This window comes from Lolliginicoccus lacisalsi (genome assembly GCF_014841105.1).
GTDB classification, from domain to species: domain Bacteria; phylum Actinomycetota; class Actinomycetes; order Mycobacteriales; family Mycobacteriaceae; genus Lolliginicoccus; species Lolliginicoccus lacisalsi.
The window spans coordinates 230160-244895 of the sequence record NZ_JACYWE010000001.1 but is presented as its reverse complement, the minus strand read 5'-3'; the positions used below and the strand labels follow the sequence as shown (position 1 = coordinate 244895).

12 protein-coding genes are annotated in these 14736 nt (G+C 68.6%); 3 read left to right on the top strand and 9 right to left on the bottom strand.

The features are described from left to right. Positions 1-46 precede the first annotated feature (46 nt). The 9 genes from HT102_RS01130 to HT102_RS01090 are packed head-to-tail and all read right to left on the bottom strand — an operon-like array spanning position 47 to position 10478. Positions 47-1006 carry a (2Fe-2S)-binding protein gene (locus HT102_RS01130; protein WP_192037570.1) on the bottom strand — a complete coding sequence of 320 codons (960 nt, stop codon included), beginning with the start codon at positions 1004-1006 and terminating at the stop codon, positions 47-49. Beyond that, the gene (locus HT102_RS01125) at positions 976-2766 is read right to left on the bottom strand and encodes an ABC transporter ATP-binding protein (RefSeq protein ID WP_192037569.1); all 1791 of its coding nucleotides are present in this window, start codon (positions 2764-2766) and stop codon (positions 976-978) included. The genes HT102_RS01130 and HT102_RS01125 overlap by 31 nt, the downstream gene beginning before the upstream one ends. Further along, complete coding sequence (locus HT102_RS01120) at positions 2763-4508, bottom strand: ABC transporter ATP-binding protein (RefSeq protein ID WP_192037568.1); 1746 nt, start codon at positions 4506-4508, stop codon at positions 2763-2765. Before HT102_RS01120 ends, HT102_RS01125 begins: the two co-directional genes overlap by 4 nt. Before the next feature lie 4 nt (positions 4509-4512). Continuing rightward, complete coding sequence (locus HT102_RS01115) at positions 4513-5484, bottom strand: iron-siderophore ABC transporter substrate-binding protein (RefSeq protein WP_192037567.1); 972 nt, start codon at positions 5482-5484, stop codon at positions 4513-4515. 41 nt (positions 5485-5525) lie between these two features. Next, positions 5526-6491, bottom strand: coding sequence for an ABC transporter substrate-binding protein (locus tag HT102_RS01110; protein ID WP_192037566.1), 966 nt, complete (start codon positions 6489-6491; stop codon positions 5526-5528). A 31-nt stretch (positions 6492-6522) separates the two neighbouring features. Beyond that, the gene (locus HT102_RS01105; RefSeq protein WP_192037565.1) at positions 6523-7329 is read right to left on the bottom strand and encodes an ABC transporter ATP-binding protein; all 807 of its coding nucleotides are present in this window, start codon (positions 7327-7329) and stop codon (positions 6523-6525) included. Then, positions 7330-8391 carry a FecCD family ABC transporter permease gene (locus tag HT102_RS01100; RefSeq protein ID WP_192037564.1) on the bottom strand — a complete coding sequence of 354 codons (1062 nt, stop codon included), beginning with the start codon at positions 8389-8391 and terminating at the stop codon, positions 7330-7332. It abuts the gene before it with no gap. Then, a complete protein-coding gene (locus HT102_RS01095) occupies positions 8388-9485 on the bottom strand; it encodes a FecCD family ABC transporter permease (RefSeq protein WP_192037563.1) in 1098 nt (365 codons plus the stop codon). Before HT102_RS01095 ends, HT102_RS01100 begins: the two co-directional genes overlap by 4 nt. 3 nt (positions 9486-9488) lie before the next feature. Beyond that, on the bottom strand, positions 9489-10478 hold the full coding sequence (locus HT102_RS01090) for an ABC transporter substrate-binding protein (RefSeq protein WP_192037562.1): 990 nt from the start codon (positions 10476-10478) through the stop codon (positions 9489-9491). Between the two features lie 386 nt (positions 10479-10864). On the opposite strand from HT102_RS01090, the gene HT102_RS01085 reads away from it, so the two are divergent. The 3 genes from HT102_RS01085 to HT102_RS01075 are packed head-to-tail and all read left to right on the top strand — an operon-like array spanning position 10865 to position 14706. After that, positions 10865-11920: an NADH-quinone oxidoreductase subunit B family protein gene (locus HT102_RS01085; RefSeq protein ID WP_192037561.1), complete on the top strand. Its 1056-nt coding sequence runs from the start codon at positions 10865-10867 to the stop codon at positions 11918-11920. Between the two features lie 28 nt (positions 11921-11948). After that, positions 11949-13763: a nickel-dependent hydrogenase large subunit gene (locus HT102_RS01080; RefSeq protein WP_408611285.1), complete on the top strand. Its 1815-nt coding sequence runs from the start codon at positions 11949-11951 to the stop codon at positions 13761-13763. A 4-nt stretch (positions 13764-13767) separates the two neighbouring features. Continuing rightward, positions 13768-14706 (top strand): NifU family protein, encoded by a 939-nt coding sequence (locus tag HT102_RS01075; RefSeq protein ID WP_192037560.1) that lies wholly within the window; start codon positions 13768-13770, stop codon positions 14704-14706. Positions 14707-14736: the final 30 nt, after the last annotated feature.

Below are 14736 nucleotides of genomic sequence, written 5' to 3'. Positions count from 1 at the left end.
GTTAGCCTAGCCTAACCTAGAGGTACGGGTCGCGCCAGCGTAGAAGCTAGGCCTCGATCTCCGCGAGCCGCTGCACCCTCTCATCGATGCTCGTCCGCGGACACGTCAGGCAAGCCCGTTCCTGCTCCGCGATCTTGTAGTAGTAGCAACAGCTGATGCGCTCGCGGGTGAGGTGCGTGCGGCCGAGGGCGTCATCCAGCAGGTACAGCGTGGTGCTGTCGCGGAACTCCGCAGTGCCACCGGGCAGCACCTCGCGGGCCGCCTCGATGGTGGCGTGCTCGGCGCCGGGGGAGCGATCGTGCAGCCAGATGCCGATGTCGATGCCGTCGAAGAAGACCCCCTGCAGGGTTCGCCGGGGGAGCCGTGCCCCTCCGCGATAGCTGGCGAGGAAAGCGTCTGCGTGGGCACGGACCTGCGCCCGAAGGATCGCGGCGAGCGCTGAATCATTCGCGACCACCGACGCGTCGGGGTGGGAAGCGTCCGGGTCATCAGGCAGGCACCAGAACCGGCTATCGAGCAGCGCGTAGCGGTCGGGGTAGGCCTCGAGCGGGTCGCATCCGAACGCGAGCTCGCTCGCTGCGAGCCGGGGCACCCGGTGGTCCAGCGCGAGGCTCAGCCCGCCGATGATGCCAGGCACGCGCCCGTACCACCCAAGCACGTACGCGCTCGCGGTCATCGGATGCGCGCTGCCGTACTCGCGGATCATTCGCTCGCTCGCAGCACGCTCCCAGTCCCTGATGAAGGAGGTATCCACCTCGCTACAGGTGATCCACCCGGCCTCGTCCCCCGGAATGCCCTGGTGCAGCGTGGCCACCGGCAAGGCAGCAGAGACCCCGGCAACAGTACGGGCAAGCGGATGATGCACGGGGCCCTCCTCGATGGCGTCGGTACGCCTGCCGGGAACAGTCCGCCCGAAACTAGTCCACCGACGAGAAGAATTGCGCAGTACGTGGTTGAGCTGGATCTTCTGCTCGATCAAGCGCCGCTCGCACGGCTCGATCGCCACTGCTGCCAGAGGGCCGCGTAGTGGCCGGGCCGGGCGAGCAGCTCCTCATGGCTCCCGCATTCCACGACGCGGCCGGCCTCCATGACGACGATCCGGTCGGCACGAGTGGCGCTATCGAGACGATGGGCCACCGTGATGACGGTGCGGCCCGCGAGCGCCGCGGACAGGTGATGCTCGGTGCGGGCGGCAGCGGACGGGTCGAGCTCCGCTGTCGCTTCGTCCATGACAACGACAGGTGGGTCCGCGCACACCAATCGGGCGAGGCCGATTTGTTGCGCTTGCGGCGGGCCGAGACCGTGCCCTTCCTCGCCGACGAGGGTGTCGAGGCCTTGCGGCAATCCGGCGGCCCACGAGCCCGCTCCGACAAGAGCTAGCGCCTCGTTGATCTGCTCCTCGGTCACTCCGTGCGCCGCGAGGCGCACATTGTCGGCGACGGTGCGACTGAAGATGTGCCCCTCCTGCGGCACGAGCGCGACGAGACGGGCCATCTCCTCGGCCCCGAGGTCGTGTGTTCGGTGCCCGCCGATCCGGATCTCGCCCGACCACGGCTCGTGAAGTCCCGCGAGCAGCTTCGCCAGCGTTGTCTTGCCCGCCCCGGACGACCCCACGATCGTGATTCGTTCACCTGCTTGAACGTGCAGGTCCAGGGCTTGGACTACCGGGCGACCCGGTTCGTAGCCAAACTCGACACCAGAAAGCACCACATCGATGCCCTCGGGTCGCGCGAGCGGCTGTCGCGCCAGCGGTCGAGCGCCGATGGTTCCGCGGTGCCGGGGGATCTGGGCAATGCCCACCAGCCTGGTGCTAGCCGCGGTGGCTTGCTGGATAGCATCGAGCTCCTCGAGCAGCGTGCTCACCGGCGCCTGCAGCCGAACGATATAGAGGGCGATGGCGCTGACCGCCCCTACCGTGGCCGCGCCCGCGCCAACCAGTGCTGCGCCCACGATGATCACCCCGATCAGCGCGAGGCCCAGCGACAGGCGCACCGCGGGGCGCAAGCGATTGCGGGCCGCTGTGGTGGACAGTCCCGCATCGAGCACGGCCCGCCCCCGCTGTGCCATCGACCAGCGGTAGCGCCCACCAGCGCGGTAGGCGGCAAGGGTGGACCGGCCCCGGTAGCACTGCAGCAGTCCGGATGCGAGATCAGCGTGGGCCTGCCGCTCCGCGAGGTAGCGGGCGGGCGCGCGGCGCGCGTACCAGGCGCCCGCGGCAACGGTGAGCGGCGCCCCGGCGAGCAGCGCGACAATACAGAGTCGCCAGTCGACGAGCAGGAGGGCGACCACGATCAGGATGAGCTCCAGCGCAGCGAACAGCACGTTCGGCGCGCTCTCGCGCACGGCGCGGACCAGCACATTGACGTCACTGGTGAGCCGACTGGTGAACTCCCCGGTGCCCGCGCGGTCGACAACGTCGAGGGGCACGCCAAGGGCATGGTCGAAAACCTCTACACGAAGCTCCCGCAGGGCCGATTCCCCGACGCGGGCCGCGGTGATGCCAGCGAGGTAGTGGAAGGCCGCGCCGGTTGCCGCGAGCACGGCGTAGGCCAGCGCGGCGAAGGTGACCACGCGCTGCCCATCGCCACCCATCACCGCGTCGATGACCATGCCGATCAGCATCGGTCCGGAGAGGGTTGCCGCGATCGAGGTTCCGCTGAGCAGGATCAGCAGGACGAGGCGGCGCCAGCGGTCGCGCAGCAGGCGGATGATCCGGGCCCGCGCGGCCTGGTGCCCGGCCACGGGAAGCAGTGGCTGAGTGGTCATTTCAGTCGCGCTCCCACCGTGTCGGGCAGCACGAGCGCGCGGTAGCCGGGGTGCGCGAGCAGGTGCTGGTGTGTTCCGGTGGCCGCGACACGCCCCTCAGCGATGTAGAGGATCCGGTGGCAGAGCCCGAGCAGGGTGGGGCTGAGCGTGCACACGATCGTCGCTCGCAGGGCACGTGCCCCGGCGAGCCCGTTCGCTGCCCGCGCTTCAGTGATCGCGTCGAGCGCGCTCGTGGGATCATCGAGGATGAGGATCTCGGGATCCAGCGCGAGGGCACGCGCGATCATCACCCGCTGGCGCTGCCCACCAGATAATGCCAGGCCTCGCTCGCCGACCCGGTGATCGAGACCGCCCGTCCGATGCAGCAACTCCTCCGCCGCCGCAGCCTCCAAGGCCTGCCCGAGGTCGTCGTCACTGGTGGCTGGGTCCGCGAGAGCAAGGTTGTGGCGCAGCGAATGATCGTTGAGCCACACCTCGTGCCCGGAATCAACCAGTACGCGTCGTCGCAGTTCATCCAGTTCAATGGTGCGGATATCGCGATCGCCGAGCCGGACGGTGCCGCGGTCGGGATCCACGCTCCTCCCGGCGAGCGCGAGGATGTCCCCGGCGACACCTGGGGCGGAGCTCACTATGCCCAGCAGCTCTCCGTCCTTGGTGGCGAGGGACAGGCCGTGCAGCGATCCGTGCGTCACACGGTCAAGGACAAGCTGGCCGGTCGGCGCCGGACTGGCACAGTCGTCGACAGGATGCTCGGTGCGCAGGACCTCAGCGATGCGCCGGGCCCCGGCGAGCCCAGTGGCCCACACATCGCCGACCTCCGCAAGGGTGTTCAGCGGTATGGCGAGGAAGACGGCAAGGCCGGTGAACATGACCAGCTCGCCGACGCTGAGGGTTCCTTCGATGGCCATGCTTCCCGCGACCCACAGCACCAGCGCCAGGAAGGCTCCTGGCACCAGCATCGAGATCGCATCCCAAGCAGAGGAGATGCGGGCGAGCGACACCCCGGATCGTTCCACGCCCGCGCTGGCCTCCCGGTACCAGCGCCGCGGAGTCGCCTCGGAACCGAGGCCCTTGATGACCCGCAAGCCAGACAGGGAGTCCGATGCCACTGTAGTGGCGGCGGCCAGGCTTTCCTGGACGGCTTCCGCCCGTCGGCTGAACGAGCTCCACAGCGGGACCAGCGACAGCATCGACAGGGGCAGGCCAACCAGCACGATCACCCCGAGCAGTGGCGCGACGACCAGCATTCCAGCGCCGACCGCGACGAAGGTGACGATGGCGCCGGAGCCGCGGCACATCAGGTCGGCGATGCCGCCGACCGCCTGCGCATCATTCTGCACATGCGACAGCAGCCGCCCCGGTCCCGGCATGTCGCCGCCGCGCCGGTCCAGCGCGCGACGGGTCACGAGGCGCTCGAGCAGCCAACGGGTCCGGCTGTAGAGCAACACGGCGGTGTGGTGGCGGAGAACCGCGGTCAGCGCGCTGAGCGCAACGACCACGCCGATCGCGAGCGCCCCCCAGGCGACGTCCTCGCCACCAGCCACCGCCCCGTTGATGGCACCACCCAGCACGACTGGCAGTAGCGCCGTGGTGCCCATCCAGGCGATGCCTGCCCCAGCGCCGATCAGTATCCGCCCGCGCTGCCGCGCGAGCGCCCACGCGATCAAGCCAAGGCCTGTGATGCGCGCGGGCTGGTCGCCATCGGGCAGTGCGGCGTTGACATCCGCGCCGGGGTCACGCATCGCTTCAGGAAAGCTGTTCGACGAGCGCAGCGAGGAGCGCCTTCGCGGCGTAGTAGTTGCCGCCGTTGTAGACGAGGCCCGGTACCTGGGCAACGCGCCCGTTGCGCACCGCGGGCAGCTCCTCCCACAGCGGGTTGCTCGCGAACTGGGTCACCGCATCCTCCTCCGCGGCACCGGTCACTGTGTAGTCGGGGACAACAATGAGATCGGCGCCCCTGAGCACGTCGAGGAACTCGCCGCTGAGCTCGATGAACCCGGATCCCTCGTCGAGCTCGCCGACTCCGTCAGGAATGAGCATGTCGATTCCCGCTTGATCGGCAACAGATCCCGGGAATGCCGTGGGCAGGCTGTCGATCCGCAAGCCTCCATCGGGGGTCGGGCGGACGAAGGCCACGGTGGTGCCATCGAGCCCCTCGGGCAGGGAGTCGATGAAGTCCTGGAAGTCCGCCTCGACCTCGGCGGCCTCGCTGCCGCGTCCCACCGCGTCGGCGACGTCCTGGAACCGTTGCTGCCAGGACCCATTGTCAGGCCAGGAGACCAGGACGGTGGGTGCGACCTGCGACATCTGCTGGGACATCTCGTTCATGAACTCGTTGCCGATGATGAGATCGGGTTCCAGGCTGGCGATGTTTTCGAAATTGGGCTCATAGGCCAGCCCGAAGGTGGGCAGGGTAGCCGGATCAAATCCATCCGGAAGGAAGTCCTCGGTGCCGACGAACTGGCCAGCGATGCGATCGTTCGCCGCGACCGGCGTGATTCCTAGCGCTACCAGGGCCGCGGTGTCGGAGATGTCCATGCCGATCACCGCCTGTGGGTCGGCGGGAACCTCGATCGCGGCCCCGCTGTAGTCAGTGACCGTGCGCGTTGCGGTCATGGCCTCGCCGTCCTCGGTCGCGTTGTTCCCGCATGCCGCCAGGGGCAGGGCGGCCAGGGCCACGCCAGCGGCAAGGGCAGTGAGCCTTCGATGCTTGTTCATGATGGTTCTCCTTGTTGGGGCGAGCGGATGATGCACGGGATTCACTCCTCGATGACCACGTCGGCGCGCAAGTCGTCGGCGAGCAGGATGCGCTCGAGCTCGTCGAGGAAGGCAGTCATCTTGCCCCAGGCGGCCCCGACGGTGGTGCCGCCGTCGATGAGGTAGGACTGTCCTGCCTTGGTGGCGGCGAGCTCGGCGAAGACGGGGGACGTGAATAGCTCGTTCTGCTGCCTCGTGCCCTCGTCGGCGGAGAAGTCGAACACGAGCACCACGTCGGCGTCGTGGAGGCCGAGCGTCTCGACGCTGAACCCATCGAAGTCGCCGGTTCCCTGCTGGGGCTCGGGCCGCAGCAGGTCGAGGGCCTGCATCACGGTGCCGGTGGCCTGCCCGGTGTCGACGCGATAGAAGACACCAGGGTCTCCCTGATGGATCAGGGAGATGCTGAGCGAGTCCTTGCGGTCGCCGAGCCGCTCGAGGAAGCTATCGACCCGCCCCCGGAAATCGGCTTGCAGCTCCTCGGCCTTGTCGGTCCTGCCGACGAGGTCGGCGAACTCGAGGAGCGCTTCGTCGAGCGGGCGGTCGAAGATCTGCACGAGCACGGTGGGCGCGACGCCCGAGAGGCTCTCGTAGAGCTCGTCGTCATACTCGTAGCCGACGATCAGATCAGGGTCGAGCGCGGCGATCTTCTCGATGCTGGGGGAACCGTAGGCGCCCACGGGCTCGACGGTAGAGGTGTCGTATCCATCGGTGCGGCGGAAGCGGAACTCACCGCCCTCCATCTCGGCCCCCGCGCTGCCCACGGGCGTGATGCCAAGCTCGAGCAGCGGCAGCAGCGCGTTCTGGTCGGTGGTCGCCACGATGCGTTGCGGGTCCATGGGGACCTCGGTGTCGCCCTGCGAATGGGTGAAGACGCGGGTCTCCACGTCTCGGGAATCGTCGGTGTTGCCGCAGGCAGCGGCGAGGACGGCGAGCAGGGGAATGGCCGCAACGCGGGCGAGGGTTCTCATCGAGTCTTTCCTTAGTGTCGTGAGCTGGGGGCTAGTGCGCGGATCCGACTGGCAGGACGGTCGTCTTGCCGGTTCGTGGGTGGGTGATGACATCCGCGTCGACGCGGAACACGGCGCGCAGCAGGTCCCGGGTGATGGCCTCCTCCGGCGGTCCCTCGGCGACGATGGCGCCGTTGTCGAGCACGAGGAGGTGGTCGGCGAACGCGGTGGCGTGATTGAGGTCGTGCACCACCATCACGACAGTGAGCTGCTTGTCGCGGTTGAGCTTCTGCACGAGCTCGAGGACGTCCATCTGGTAGCCGAGGTCGAGGCACGTGGTGGGTTCGTCGAGCAGCAGGATGGGGGTGTCCTGCGCCAGCGCCAGCGCGATCCAGGCTCGTTGCCGCTCGCCGCCGGAGAGGTGGTTGACGTCCCTGTTGGCGAAGCTGGAAAGGCCTGTCGCGCGGAGCGCGTCGGCGACGGCCTGGTGGTCCTGGCGCCGCAGCATCCGGGCTGGCCCTGCGTGCGGGTACCGGCCTTGCTCGACGAGCTCGCGCACTGTCATCTGCTCGGGAGCCGCGGGCCCCTGGGGCAGGATCGCCATGCGCTGGGCTATCGCGCGGCTCGGGAGCGCCGAGAGCAGATCACCACCGAGGTAGACGGCGCCGGAGCTGAGCGATAGCAGCCGCGCGCAGCTCTTGAGCAGCGTGGACTTGCCCGAGCCGTTGGGGCCGACGAGGCAGGTGATGCTGCCGGTCGGGATGGCGATGCTGACGCCATCGACGACGTTGCGCCGGTCATAGCCGGATCGGATCCCACGAGCCTCAAGAGCGACGTCGAGGGCAGTTGTCGTGGTCATCTACTTGGCCTTCCACAGCAGCGACAGCAGGAACGGGACCCCGAACAGCGTCAGGTAGACCCCTACGGGCAGGGTGACGTTGCGGACCTCGAGGCCCAGGGGCCCGGCGATCCAGGCGGGATCCAGATTGCGGGAGACGAAATCCGCGATCAGAACCATCAGCGCGCCACCGAGCGCGGCGGCGGGGACGAGGCGCCGGGCGTCGTTGCCGACGATCTTGCGCGCGATGTGCGGACCGATGAGCCCCACGAACCCGATGGCGCCGACGATGCTGACGCAGGCCGCGGTGAGCACGACGGCCGCGAGCAGGACGATCAGGCGATCCCACTCCCTGCGCTGGCCCAGCCCGATGGCGACGTCATCGCCGAGCTGGCGCAGGTTCACCCGCGGGATGGCGATGAGTGTCAGCGCCACGCCCGGCACCAGGTAGGCAGCCACCCACATGGTGTCCGGCCAGGTGCGCAGGGCGAGCGATCCGGACAGCCACGACAGCAGTTCCCCGGCCTGCTCGCCGAGCGCGATCATGCTCACGGTGGTGACCGATGCGAGAACGCCACTGGTCACGATGCCGACGAGCAGCAACCGGGTGGACTCGACGCTGCCGACCTGGCGGGCGAGCAGGTAGACGACCACCGCGGCCACGAGCCCGCCGCCCGTCGCGACGAGCGGCCTGATCCACCCGATCATCCCGGCAGCCAGAGCGGGCCCGAAGGCCATGAACGCCACGGTCGCCGTGACCGCCCCGGCACTGACGCCGACGAACTCGGGGCTCGCCAACGGGTTGCGCACGAGGCTCTGCAGCAGCGCGCCCGCCGCGCCCAGCCCCGCGCCGACCATGATCGCGAGCACGATGCGGGGGCCCCGGCTGTTGACGGCGATCTCGTGCAGCGTGACCGGATCATCGCTGGCGAGCACGGCGATCACGTCGAGCGGGGTCAGCATGTTGTTCTCGCCGACCAGCAGCGTGGCGGCCGATACGACGGCGACAATGATGAGCAGGACAGGCGCGAGGCGGCGCCACCGCGCGTCGCGGTCGACGGTGCTCGTCGTTGGTGTGCTCATGACTGCCTCGCGCTCGACAATCGATGGCGTGCCAGGAGGATCGCCGCGGGCCCGGCCACAGCGATGGTCCACACGCCCACCGGAACTTCCAGCGGGAACAGCAGCAGCCGTCCCGCGACGTCTGCCAGGAGAATGGCCGCAGCCCCGGCCAGCGCGGACGCGGGCAGCACGAAATGCGCGTTGCTCGACCGCACCGCGAACCGCGCGACGTGCGGGGACAGCAAGGCGATGAACCCGATCGGACCGGTGATGGAGACCAGCGGCGCGATGAGCAGGACCGCGATGCCGAGCAGGAGGAAACGTGACGATGTCACTCTTAGCCCCAGCCCGGTCGCGAGGTCATCGCCGAGCTGAAGGAGGTTCAGCGCACGACCGCACAGCAACGCGGCCGGGATGCCCACCGCGATCCACGGCAGGACTCCGCCGACGTCCGCCCAGTCTGCCGCCGAGAGTGATCCCGCGGTGAATCGCAGGTAGGCCGAGAGGTCGACCCAATCGACCGCCAGCAGCAGGACCATGCTGATGAGCATGCTGTAGAACATCGCCAGCACCACGCCGATGAGGATGAGCCGCACCGGATCCCGGACCGTGCGGGAGAGCAGCACCAGCACGAGCCCGGTGCCGAATCCGGCTGCGAGGCACAGCACCGGCACCATGCCCGCCGGAAGGGTCCCCGGCATCAGGATGCTGACGGCCACCACGAGGGACGCCGCCTGGGAGATGCCGAGCAGGCTGGGGTCAGCGACCGGATTGCGGAACGCGCCCTGCAGCAGGGTCCCCGCGAGCCCGAGCGCGGCCCCGCTGATCACCGCGAGCACGATCCGTGGAACACGGAGCTCGCGGATCACGAAGGCGGCATCGGTGCCTGCGCCCTCATCGAGAAGCACTGACAAGGCGAAGCCGAGGGAGACATTCGGCTCGCCCCGGGCCAGCTGCACCGCCCCCGCCCCGGCGATGAGCGCGAGCATCACCGCGAGAGCGATGACGAAGCGGGTGGCTCGCGGCCGGGGCGGCGGTGCGGGAGCTGCAGGCTCCTCGGCGGCAACGGGCTCGGGGGAGACCGTCGGCAGCAAGGTGGTGGCCGGTGGGATCATTGATCAGCGGATCGCGTCGGTCGCTGGGTCGAAGTCGTCGAGCTTGCCCGGCGCCGGGATCCCGGCTTCCTCGCCCCACACGGTGTGCCCGTACTCCTGCAGCGCGTGGGTGAGTCCGCGGAGGCTGCAGCAGTAGATGCGGGTCTGCGCGGCGTAGACGTTGCCGTCGCGGACCGCATCGAGCCGCCCCCACACCGGATCATCGCGGGTGGGCTCGTTGCCGAAGTCGGTCATGAAGGCGATCCAGTCCGGCTGGAGGGCGAGGAACGCCTCGCCGTTCATCTCGCCGGTCTCGGCGTCGACGCAGCGGCCGAGCTCGTTGCTGGCGAGCACATCGCAGAACGGGTTCTCGCTGCCGCTGAGGTAATAGCCTTCGCTGCCGCCGAAGATCGGCGCGACCGTCGTATCGGCGGCACCCTCCGGCGCGGCCTGCTCGAGCGCCGCCACCGTCGCCTCGTAGCGGTCGATTGCCTCCTGCGCGGCGTCGGGCTCGCCGGTCAGCTCGCCCATGATGCGCATGTTCTCGTAGTAGGCGTCGATGCCCGTCTCGGTGCTGTCGCCGTAGCTGGGGTGGTGGAGGTAGAACACCGGCGCGGCCTGCTCGAGAGCGGCGTCCTCGGGAGACTCGGGGACGCGGGTGATGAGGACATCGACCTCGGCCATCGCCCATTGCTCGGCGCTCGAGGAGTCCTCGACCTGATGCTCGCTGGGGCCGGCGGGGAAGTTGAACGCGTTGTGGAACTGCTCGGGCGCGGAGTGCGCGGCCGGGGCGATGCCCATGTCCGCCATGGACTCGATGCAGCCGAACCAGATGCATCCAATGCGCGGGGGCGCATCGAAGGTGTGCTCCTTGCCTGCCGCGTCGGTGATCACGAGCGGGAAGCCAGGCGCCGCGCCATCGGTCTCGCCGGTGGCGTCGTCGGCGTTGCCGCTGCAGCTCGCGGCGAGAGCGATGGCTGCCACGGCAGTGGTGGCGCGTGCCCACCGTTTCATGGAGGCTCCTTGGTGACTCGGGTTCCTGGCCCGCACGACCGTAGTGCGCGGATAGTCCGTTTGGTGAAGTACGCCTCTGGCCTGGGGGTTTGCTGTCAAAGACCGAATCGAGCCGGTCGGTCGAGGCTCGGCTGCGCGCGTTCTCCGGGCGTCGCCATGCGCTTCTGCCGCCGGATCGGCGATTCGGGCTGCTGACCACCCGTGATCTAGTGACGTTAGGCTAGCCAAGCCTATAGCCTTGCAGGTGACGCGGCAGATCGACCTTTGACCAGACTGATCATGATCGCCTAGAATGTGATCTACGTCACGCAAGTGGGCCGAGGGTCGACTCCGGTGACGCAGGGGCCTGTGGGCTTGCGCGTGCCCTGCCCCGGAAAGTGGCAACCATGTCTGACACGGCGGCTACAGCAGAAGAAACCCCCGTGATCCATGTCCTCTGGATCAACGCAGGACTCAGTTGCGACGGCGATTCGGTGGCCCTGACCGCAGCCACCCAGCCCACGATCGAGGAGATCGCCCTCGGCGCCCTGCCCGGACTTCCCAACATAGCTGTGCACTGGCCGCTCATCGACTTCGAATGCGGGCCCGAAGGGGGAGCCGACGACTTCCTCGAGTGGTTCCGCAAGGCCGATCGCGGCGAGCTCGAGCCGTTCGTCCTCGTCGTCGAGGGCTCGATACCGAACGAGAAGATCGACGACAGCGACGGCTACTGGTGCGGCTTCGGCAACGACGAGGACGGCCAGCCCATCACCACTAGCGAATGGCTCGACCGCTTGACCCCCAAGGCCACCGCCGTCGTGGCGGTTGGCACCTGCGCGACCTATGGCGGCATCCACGCGATGGCGGGCAACCCCACCGGGGCGATGGGCGTGCCCGACTATCTCGGCTGGGACTGGAAATCCAAGGCCGGCCTGCCGATCGTGTGCGTGCCGGGCTGCCCCATCCACCCCGACAACTTGTCCGAGACATTGACCTACCTGCTGTACCAGGCGTCGGGACAGGCGCCGATGATCCCGCTCGACGAGGCGTTGCGCCCCACGTGGCTGTTCGGCAAGACCGTCCACGAGGGATGCGACCGCGCCGGATACTACGAGGAAGGCGATTTCGCGACCGAGTACGGCTCCCCGAAGTGCATCGTGAAGCTGGGATGCTGGGGCCCGGTCGTCAAGTGCAACGTCCCCAAGCGGGGCTGGATCAACGGGGTCGGCGGCTGCCCGAACGTCGGCGGCATCTGCATCGGCTGCACCATGCCAGGCTTCCCCGACATGTTCATGCCGTTCATGGACGAACCGCCCGGCGGCAAGCTCTCGAGCGCCGCGGTAGGCGTGTACGGATCGGTGATCCGCACCCTGCGCAACATCACCTCCCACACCGTTGACCGGGAACCGAAGTGGCGCGCCCGCGGCGATCAACTGACCACCGGCGCCACCCGCACCTGGTAGCAGCCCGGTACAAGCGAAGAGGCATGCGATGACGTCAACCATTCACGGGCCCGGGCCGCTGCCCACCCCGCCGCCCATCAAGGAGAACGCGGACGGCCTGGTGGAGATGAACTGGGATCCGATCACCCGGATCGTGGGCAGCCTAGGCATCTACACCACCATCGATTTCAAGCAGAAGGTCGTCAAGGAGTGCCACAGCACCTCGTCGATCTTCCGCGGCTACTCCATCTTCATGAAGGGAAAGGACCCCCGCGACGCGCACTTCATCACCTCCCGCATCTGTGGCATCTGCGGTGACAACCACGCCACCTGTTCCTGCTACGCGCAGAACATGGCCTACGGGGTGAAGCCGCCGCACATCGGCGAATGGATCATCAACCTCGGCGAGGCGGCCGAGTACATGTTCGACCACAACATCTTCCAGGAGAACCTGGTGGGCGTTGATTTCTGCGAGAAGATGGTCGCCGAGACCAACCCGGGCGTCCTCGAGCGCGCCAACAAGACCGAGGCCCCGCACGCCGGGGAGCACGGCTACCGCACCATCGGCGACATCATGCGCTCGCTCAACCCGTTCTCCGGCGAGTTCTACCGCGAGGCCCTCGCGGTCTCGCGCTCCACCCGCGAGATGTTCTGCCTCATGGAGGGCCGCCACGTCCACCCCTCCACGCTGTATCCCGGCGGCGTCGGAACCGTCGCGACGATCCAGCTGATGACCGACTACATGTCCCGGCTGATGCGCTACGTCGAGTTCATGAAGAAGGTCGTGCCCATGCACGACGACCTGTTCGACTTCTTCTACGAAGCACTGCCCGGCTACGAGAAGGTCGGCCTGCGCCGCACCCTGCTCGGCTGCTGGGGCTCCTTCCAGGATCCCGACATCTGCAACTTCGAGTACAAGGACATGGAGGCGTGGGGGCGCAGGATGTTCGTCACCCCCGGCGTCGTGGTGGACGGCAAGCTCGTCACGACCTCCCTGGTGGACATCAACCTGGGCATCCGCATCCTGCTCGGCTCCTCGTACTACGACGACTGGACCGATCAGGAGATGTTCGTGACCCGCGATCCGCTGGGCAATCCCGTGGACCGCCGCCACCCCTGGAACCAGCACACCAATCCGCGGCCGCAGCGCCGCGACATGGACGACAAGTACTCGTGGGTGATGTCGCCCCGCTGGTTCGACGGCACCGATCACCTCGCCCTCGACACCGGAGGCGGGCCGCTCGCCCGGCTGTGGTCGACAGCGCTCGCCGGGCTCGTCGACGTCGGCTACGTCAAGTCCACCGGCCACAGCGTGCAGATCAACCTGCCGAAGACTGCGCTCAAGGGCCCGGTCAGCTTCGAATGGAAGATCCCGGCGCATGGCTCCAACACCATCGAGCGGGACCGGGCACGCACCTACTTCCAGGCTTACGCCGCTGCGTGCGCGCTGCACTTCTGCGAGAAGGCGCTCGAGGAGATCCGGGCCGGGCGGACCAAGACCTGGGAGAAGTTCGAGGTGCCGGACGAGGGCATCGGGTGCGGCTTCACCGAGGCGGTGCGCGGCGTGCTCAGCCACCACATGGTGATCCGCGACGGCAAGATCGCCAACTACCACCCGTACCCGCCGACGCCGTGGAACGCGAACCCGCGCGATAGCTTCGGCACGCCGGGCCCGTACGAGGACGCGGTGCAGGGGCAGCCGATCTTCGAGGAGAACGACCTCGAGAACTTCAAGGGGATCGACGTGATGCGGACCGTCCGCAGCTTCGATCCATGCCTGCCGTGCGGGGTGCACATGTACCTCGGGGGCGGGAAGACACTGGAGAAGCTGCACTCGCCCACCCAGTCGCTGACGGGCGAGTGATCGCATGCCTGCCGGGAGCCCGGGAACCTGGCGCGATGCGGGTGACCGCATCGATGGACTGCTCGACGCGATGTCGGCGAGCGGGCCCATCGCGCGGGAGCGCGCCGAGACCCTCGTGCGCGAGGTCGTCGGCCTGTACGGGGCCGGGCTCGAGCAGATTCTGCGGGTGATCGGCGAGCATGACGGGGGCGTGATCCTCCGCAAGATCGCCGACGATGACCTCGTCGCCAGCCTGCTGCTCGTCCACGGCCTGCACCCCGACGATGTGGAGGCGCGCGTGCGCAAGGCGCTCGACAGCGTGCGCCCCTACCTCGGCTCCCACGGCGGCGATGTCGATCTGATCGGCGTCGACGAGGGCGTGGTGCGCCTGCGGTTCCAGGGCACCTGCAAGAGCTGCCCCTCCTCCTCGGTGACCCTCGAGCTCGCCGTCGAGGATGCCGTGCGGTCCGCGGCCCCCGAGATCACTGACATCCAGGTCGAGACCGAGGATCGCTCGGGGGACGGCTCGAGCGGGCTCATCGCGCCCGACACGCTGTTCGCCAAGGTGCACCAGAACGGATCCGACCACAACGGCCCCCACCACGCCGGGAGCTGGGCGGAGCTGCCCGAGCTCGAGGGCCTCGCCGATGGCGAGGTCGCGGGATTCGCCGTCGGCGGCACGACCATCCTGGCATGCCGCGTCGGGGAGGAGGCCTACGCCTTCATCGACCGGTGCGGCCACTGCCTCGGTTCCATGGCCGGGGCCGTGCTGCACCGCCAGGCCGGGACTCGCACGGCCGTGCTGCGCTGCCCGCGCTGCCGGGCGCACTTCGACATCGGCCGCGCGGGAGCAAGTATCGATGACACCAGCAGCGAACACGGGGGAGAGCACCTCACGCCGCTTCCCGTGCTGCGCCGCGAGGGCGTGCTCTCCGTGTCGGTGCCCGCGGGGGCCGGGCAGTGAGCGGGGCAAGCGACTCGCCGCTCGACGTCC

What these genes read in the sequence shown, in the direction of transcription:
- HT102_RS01125 (WP_192037569.1), bottom strand. Translation starts at nt 2,766, where the DNA reads ATGACCACTCAGCCACTGCTTCCCGTGGCCGGGCACCAGGCCGCGCGG.
- HT102_RS01120 (WP_192037568.1), bottom strand. Translation starts at nt 4,508, where the DNA reads ATGCGTGACCCCGGCGCGGATGTCAACGCCGCACTGCCCGATGGCGAC.
- HT102_RS01115 (WP_192037567.1), bottom strand. Translation starts at nt 5,484, where the DNA reads ATGAACAAGCATCGAAGGCTCACTGCCCTTGCCGCTGGCGTGGCCCTG.
- HT102_RS01110 (WP_192037566.1), bottom strand. Translation starts at nt 6,491, where the DNA reads ATGAGAACCCTCGCCCGCGTTGCGGCCATTCCCCTGCTCGCCGTCCTC.
- HT102_RS01105 (WP_192037565.1), bottom strand. Translation starts at nt 7,329, where the DNA reads ATGACCACGACAACTGCCCTCGACGTCGCTCTTGAGGCTCGTGGGATC.
- HT102_RS01100 (WP_192037564.1), bottom strand. Translation starts at nt 8,391, where the DNA reads ATGAGCACACCAACGACGAGCACCGTCGACCGCGACGCGCGGTGGCGC.
- HT102_RS01095 (WP_192037563.1), bottom strand. Translation starts at nt 9,485, where the DNA reads ATGATCCCACCGGCCACCACCTTGCTGCCGACGGTCTCCCCCGAGCCC.
- HT102_RS01090 (WP_192037562.1), bottom strand. Translation starts at nt 10,478, where the DNA reads ATGAAACGGTGGGCACGCGCCACCACTGCCGTGGCAGCCATCGCTCTC.
- HT102_RS01085 (WP_192037561.1), top strand. Translation starts at nt 10,865, where the DNA reads ATGTCTGACACGGCGGCTACAGCAGAAGAAACCCCCGTGATCCATGTC.
- HT102_RS01080 (WP_408611285.1), top strand. Translation starts at nt 11,949, where the DNA reads ATGACGTCAACCATTCACGGGCCCGGGCCGCTGCCCACCCCGCCGCCC.
- HT102_RS01075 (WP_192037560.1), top strand. Translation starts at nt 13,768, where the DNA reads ATGCCTGCCGGGAGCCCGGGAACCTGGCGCGATGCGGGTGACCGCATC.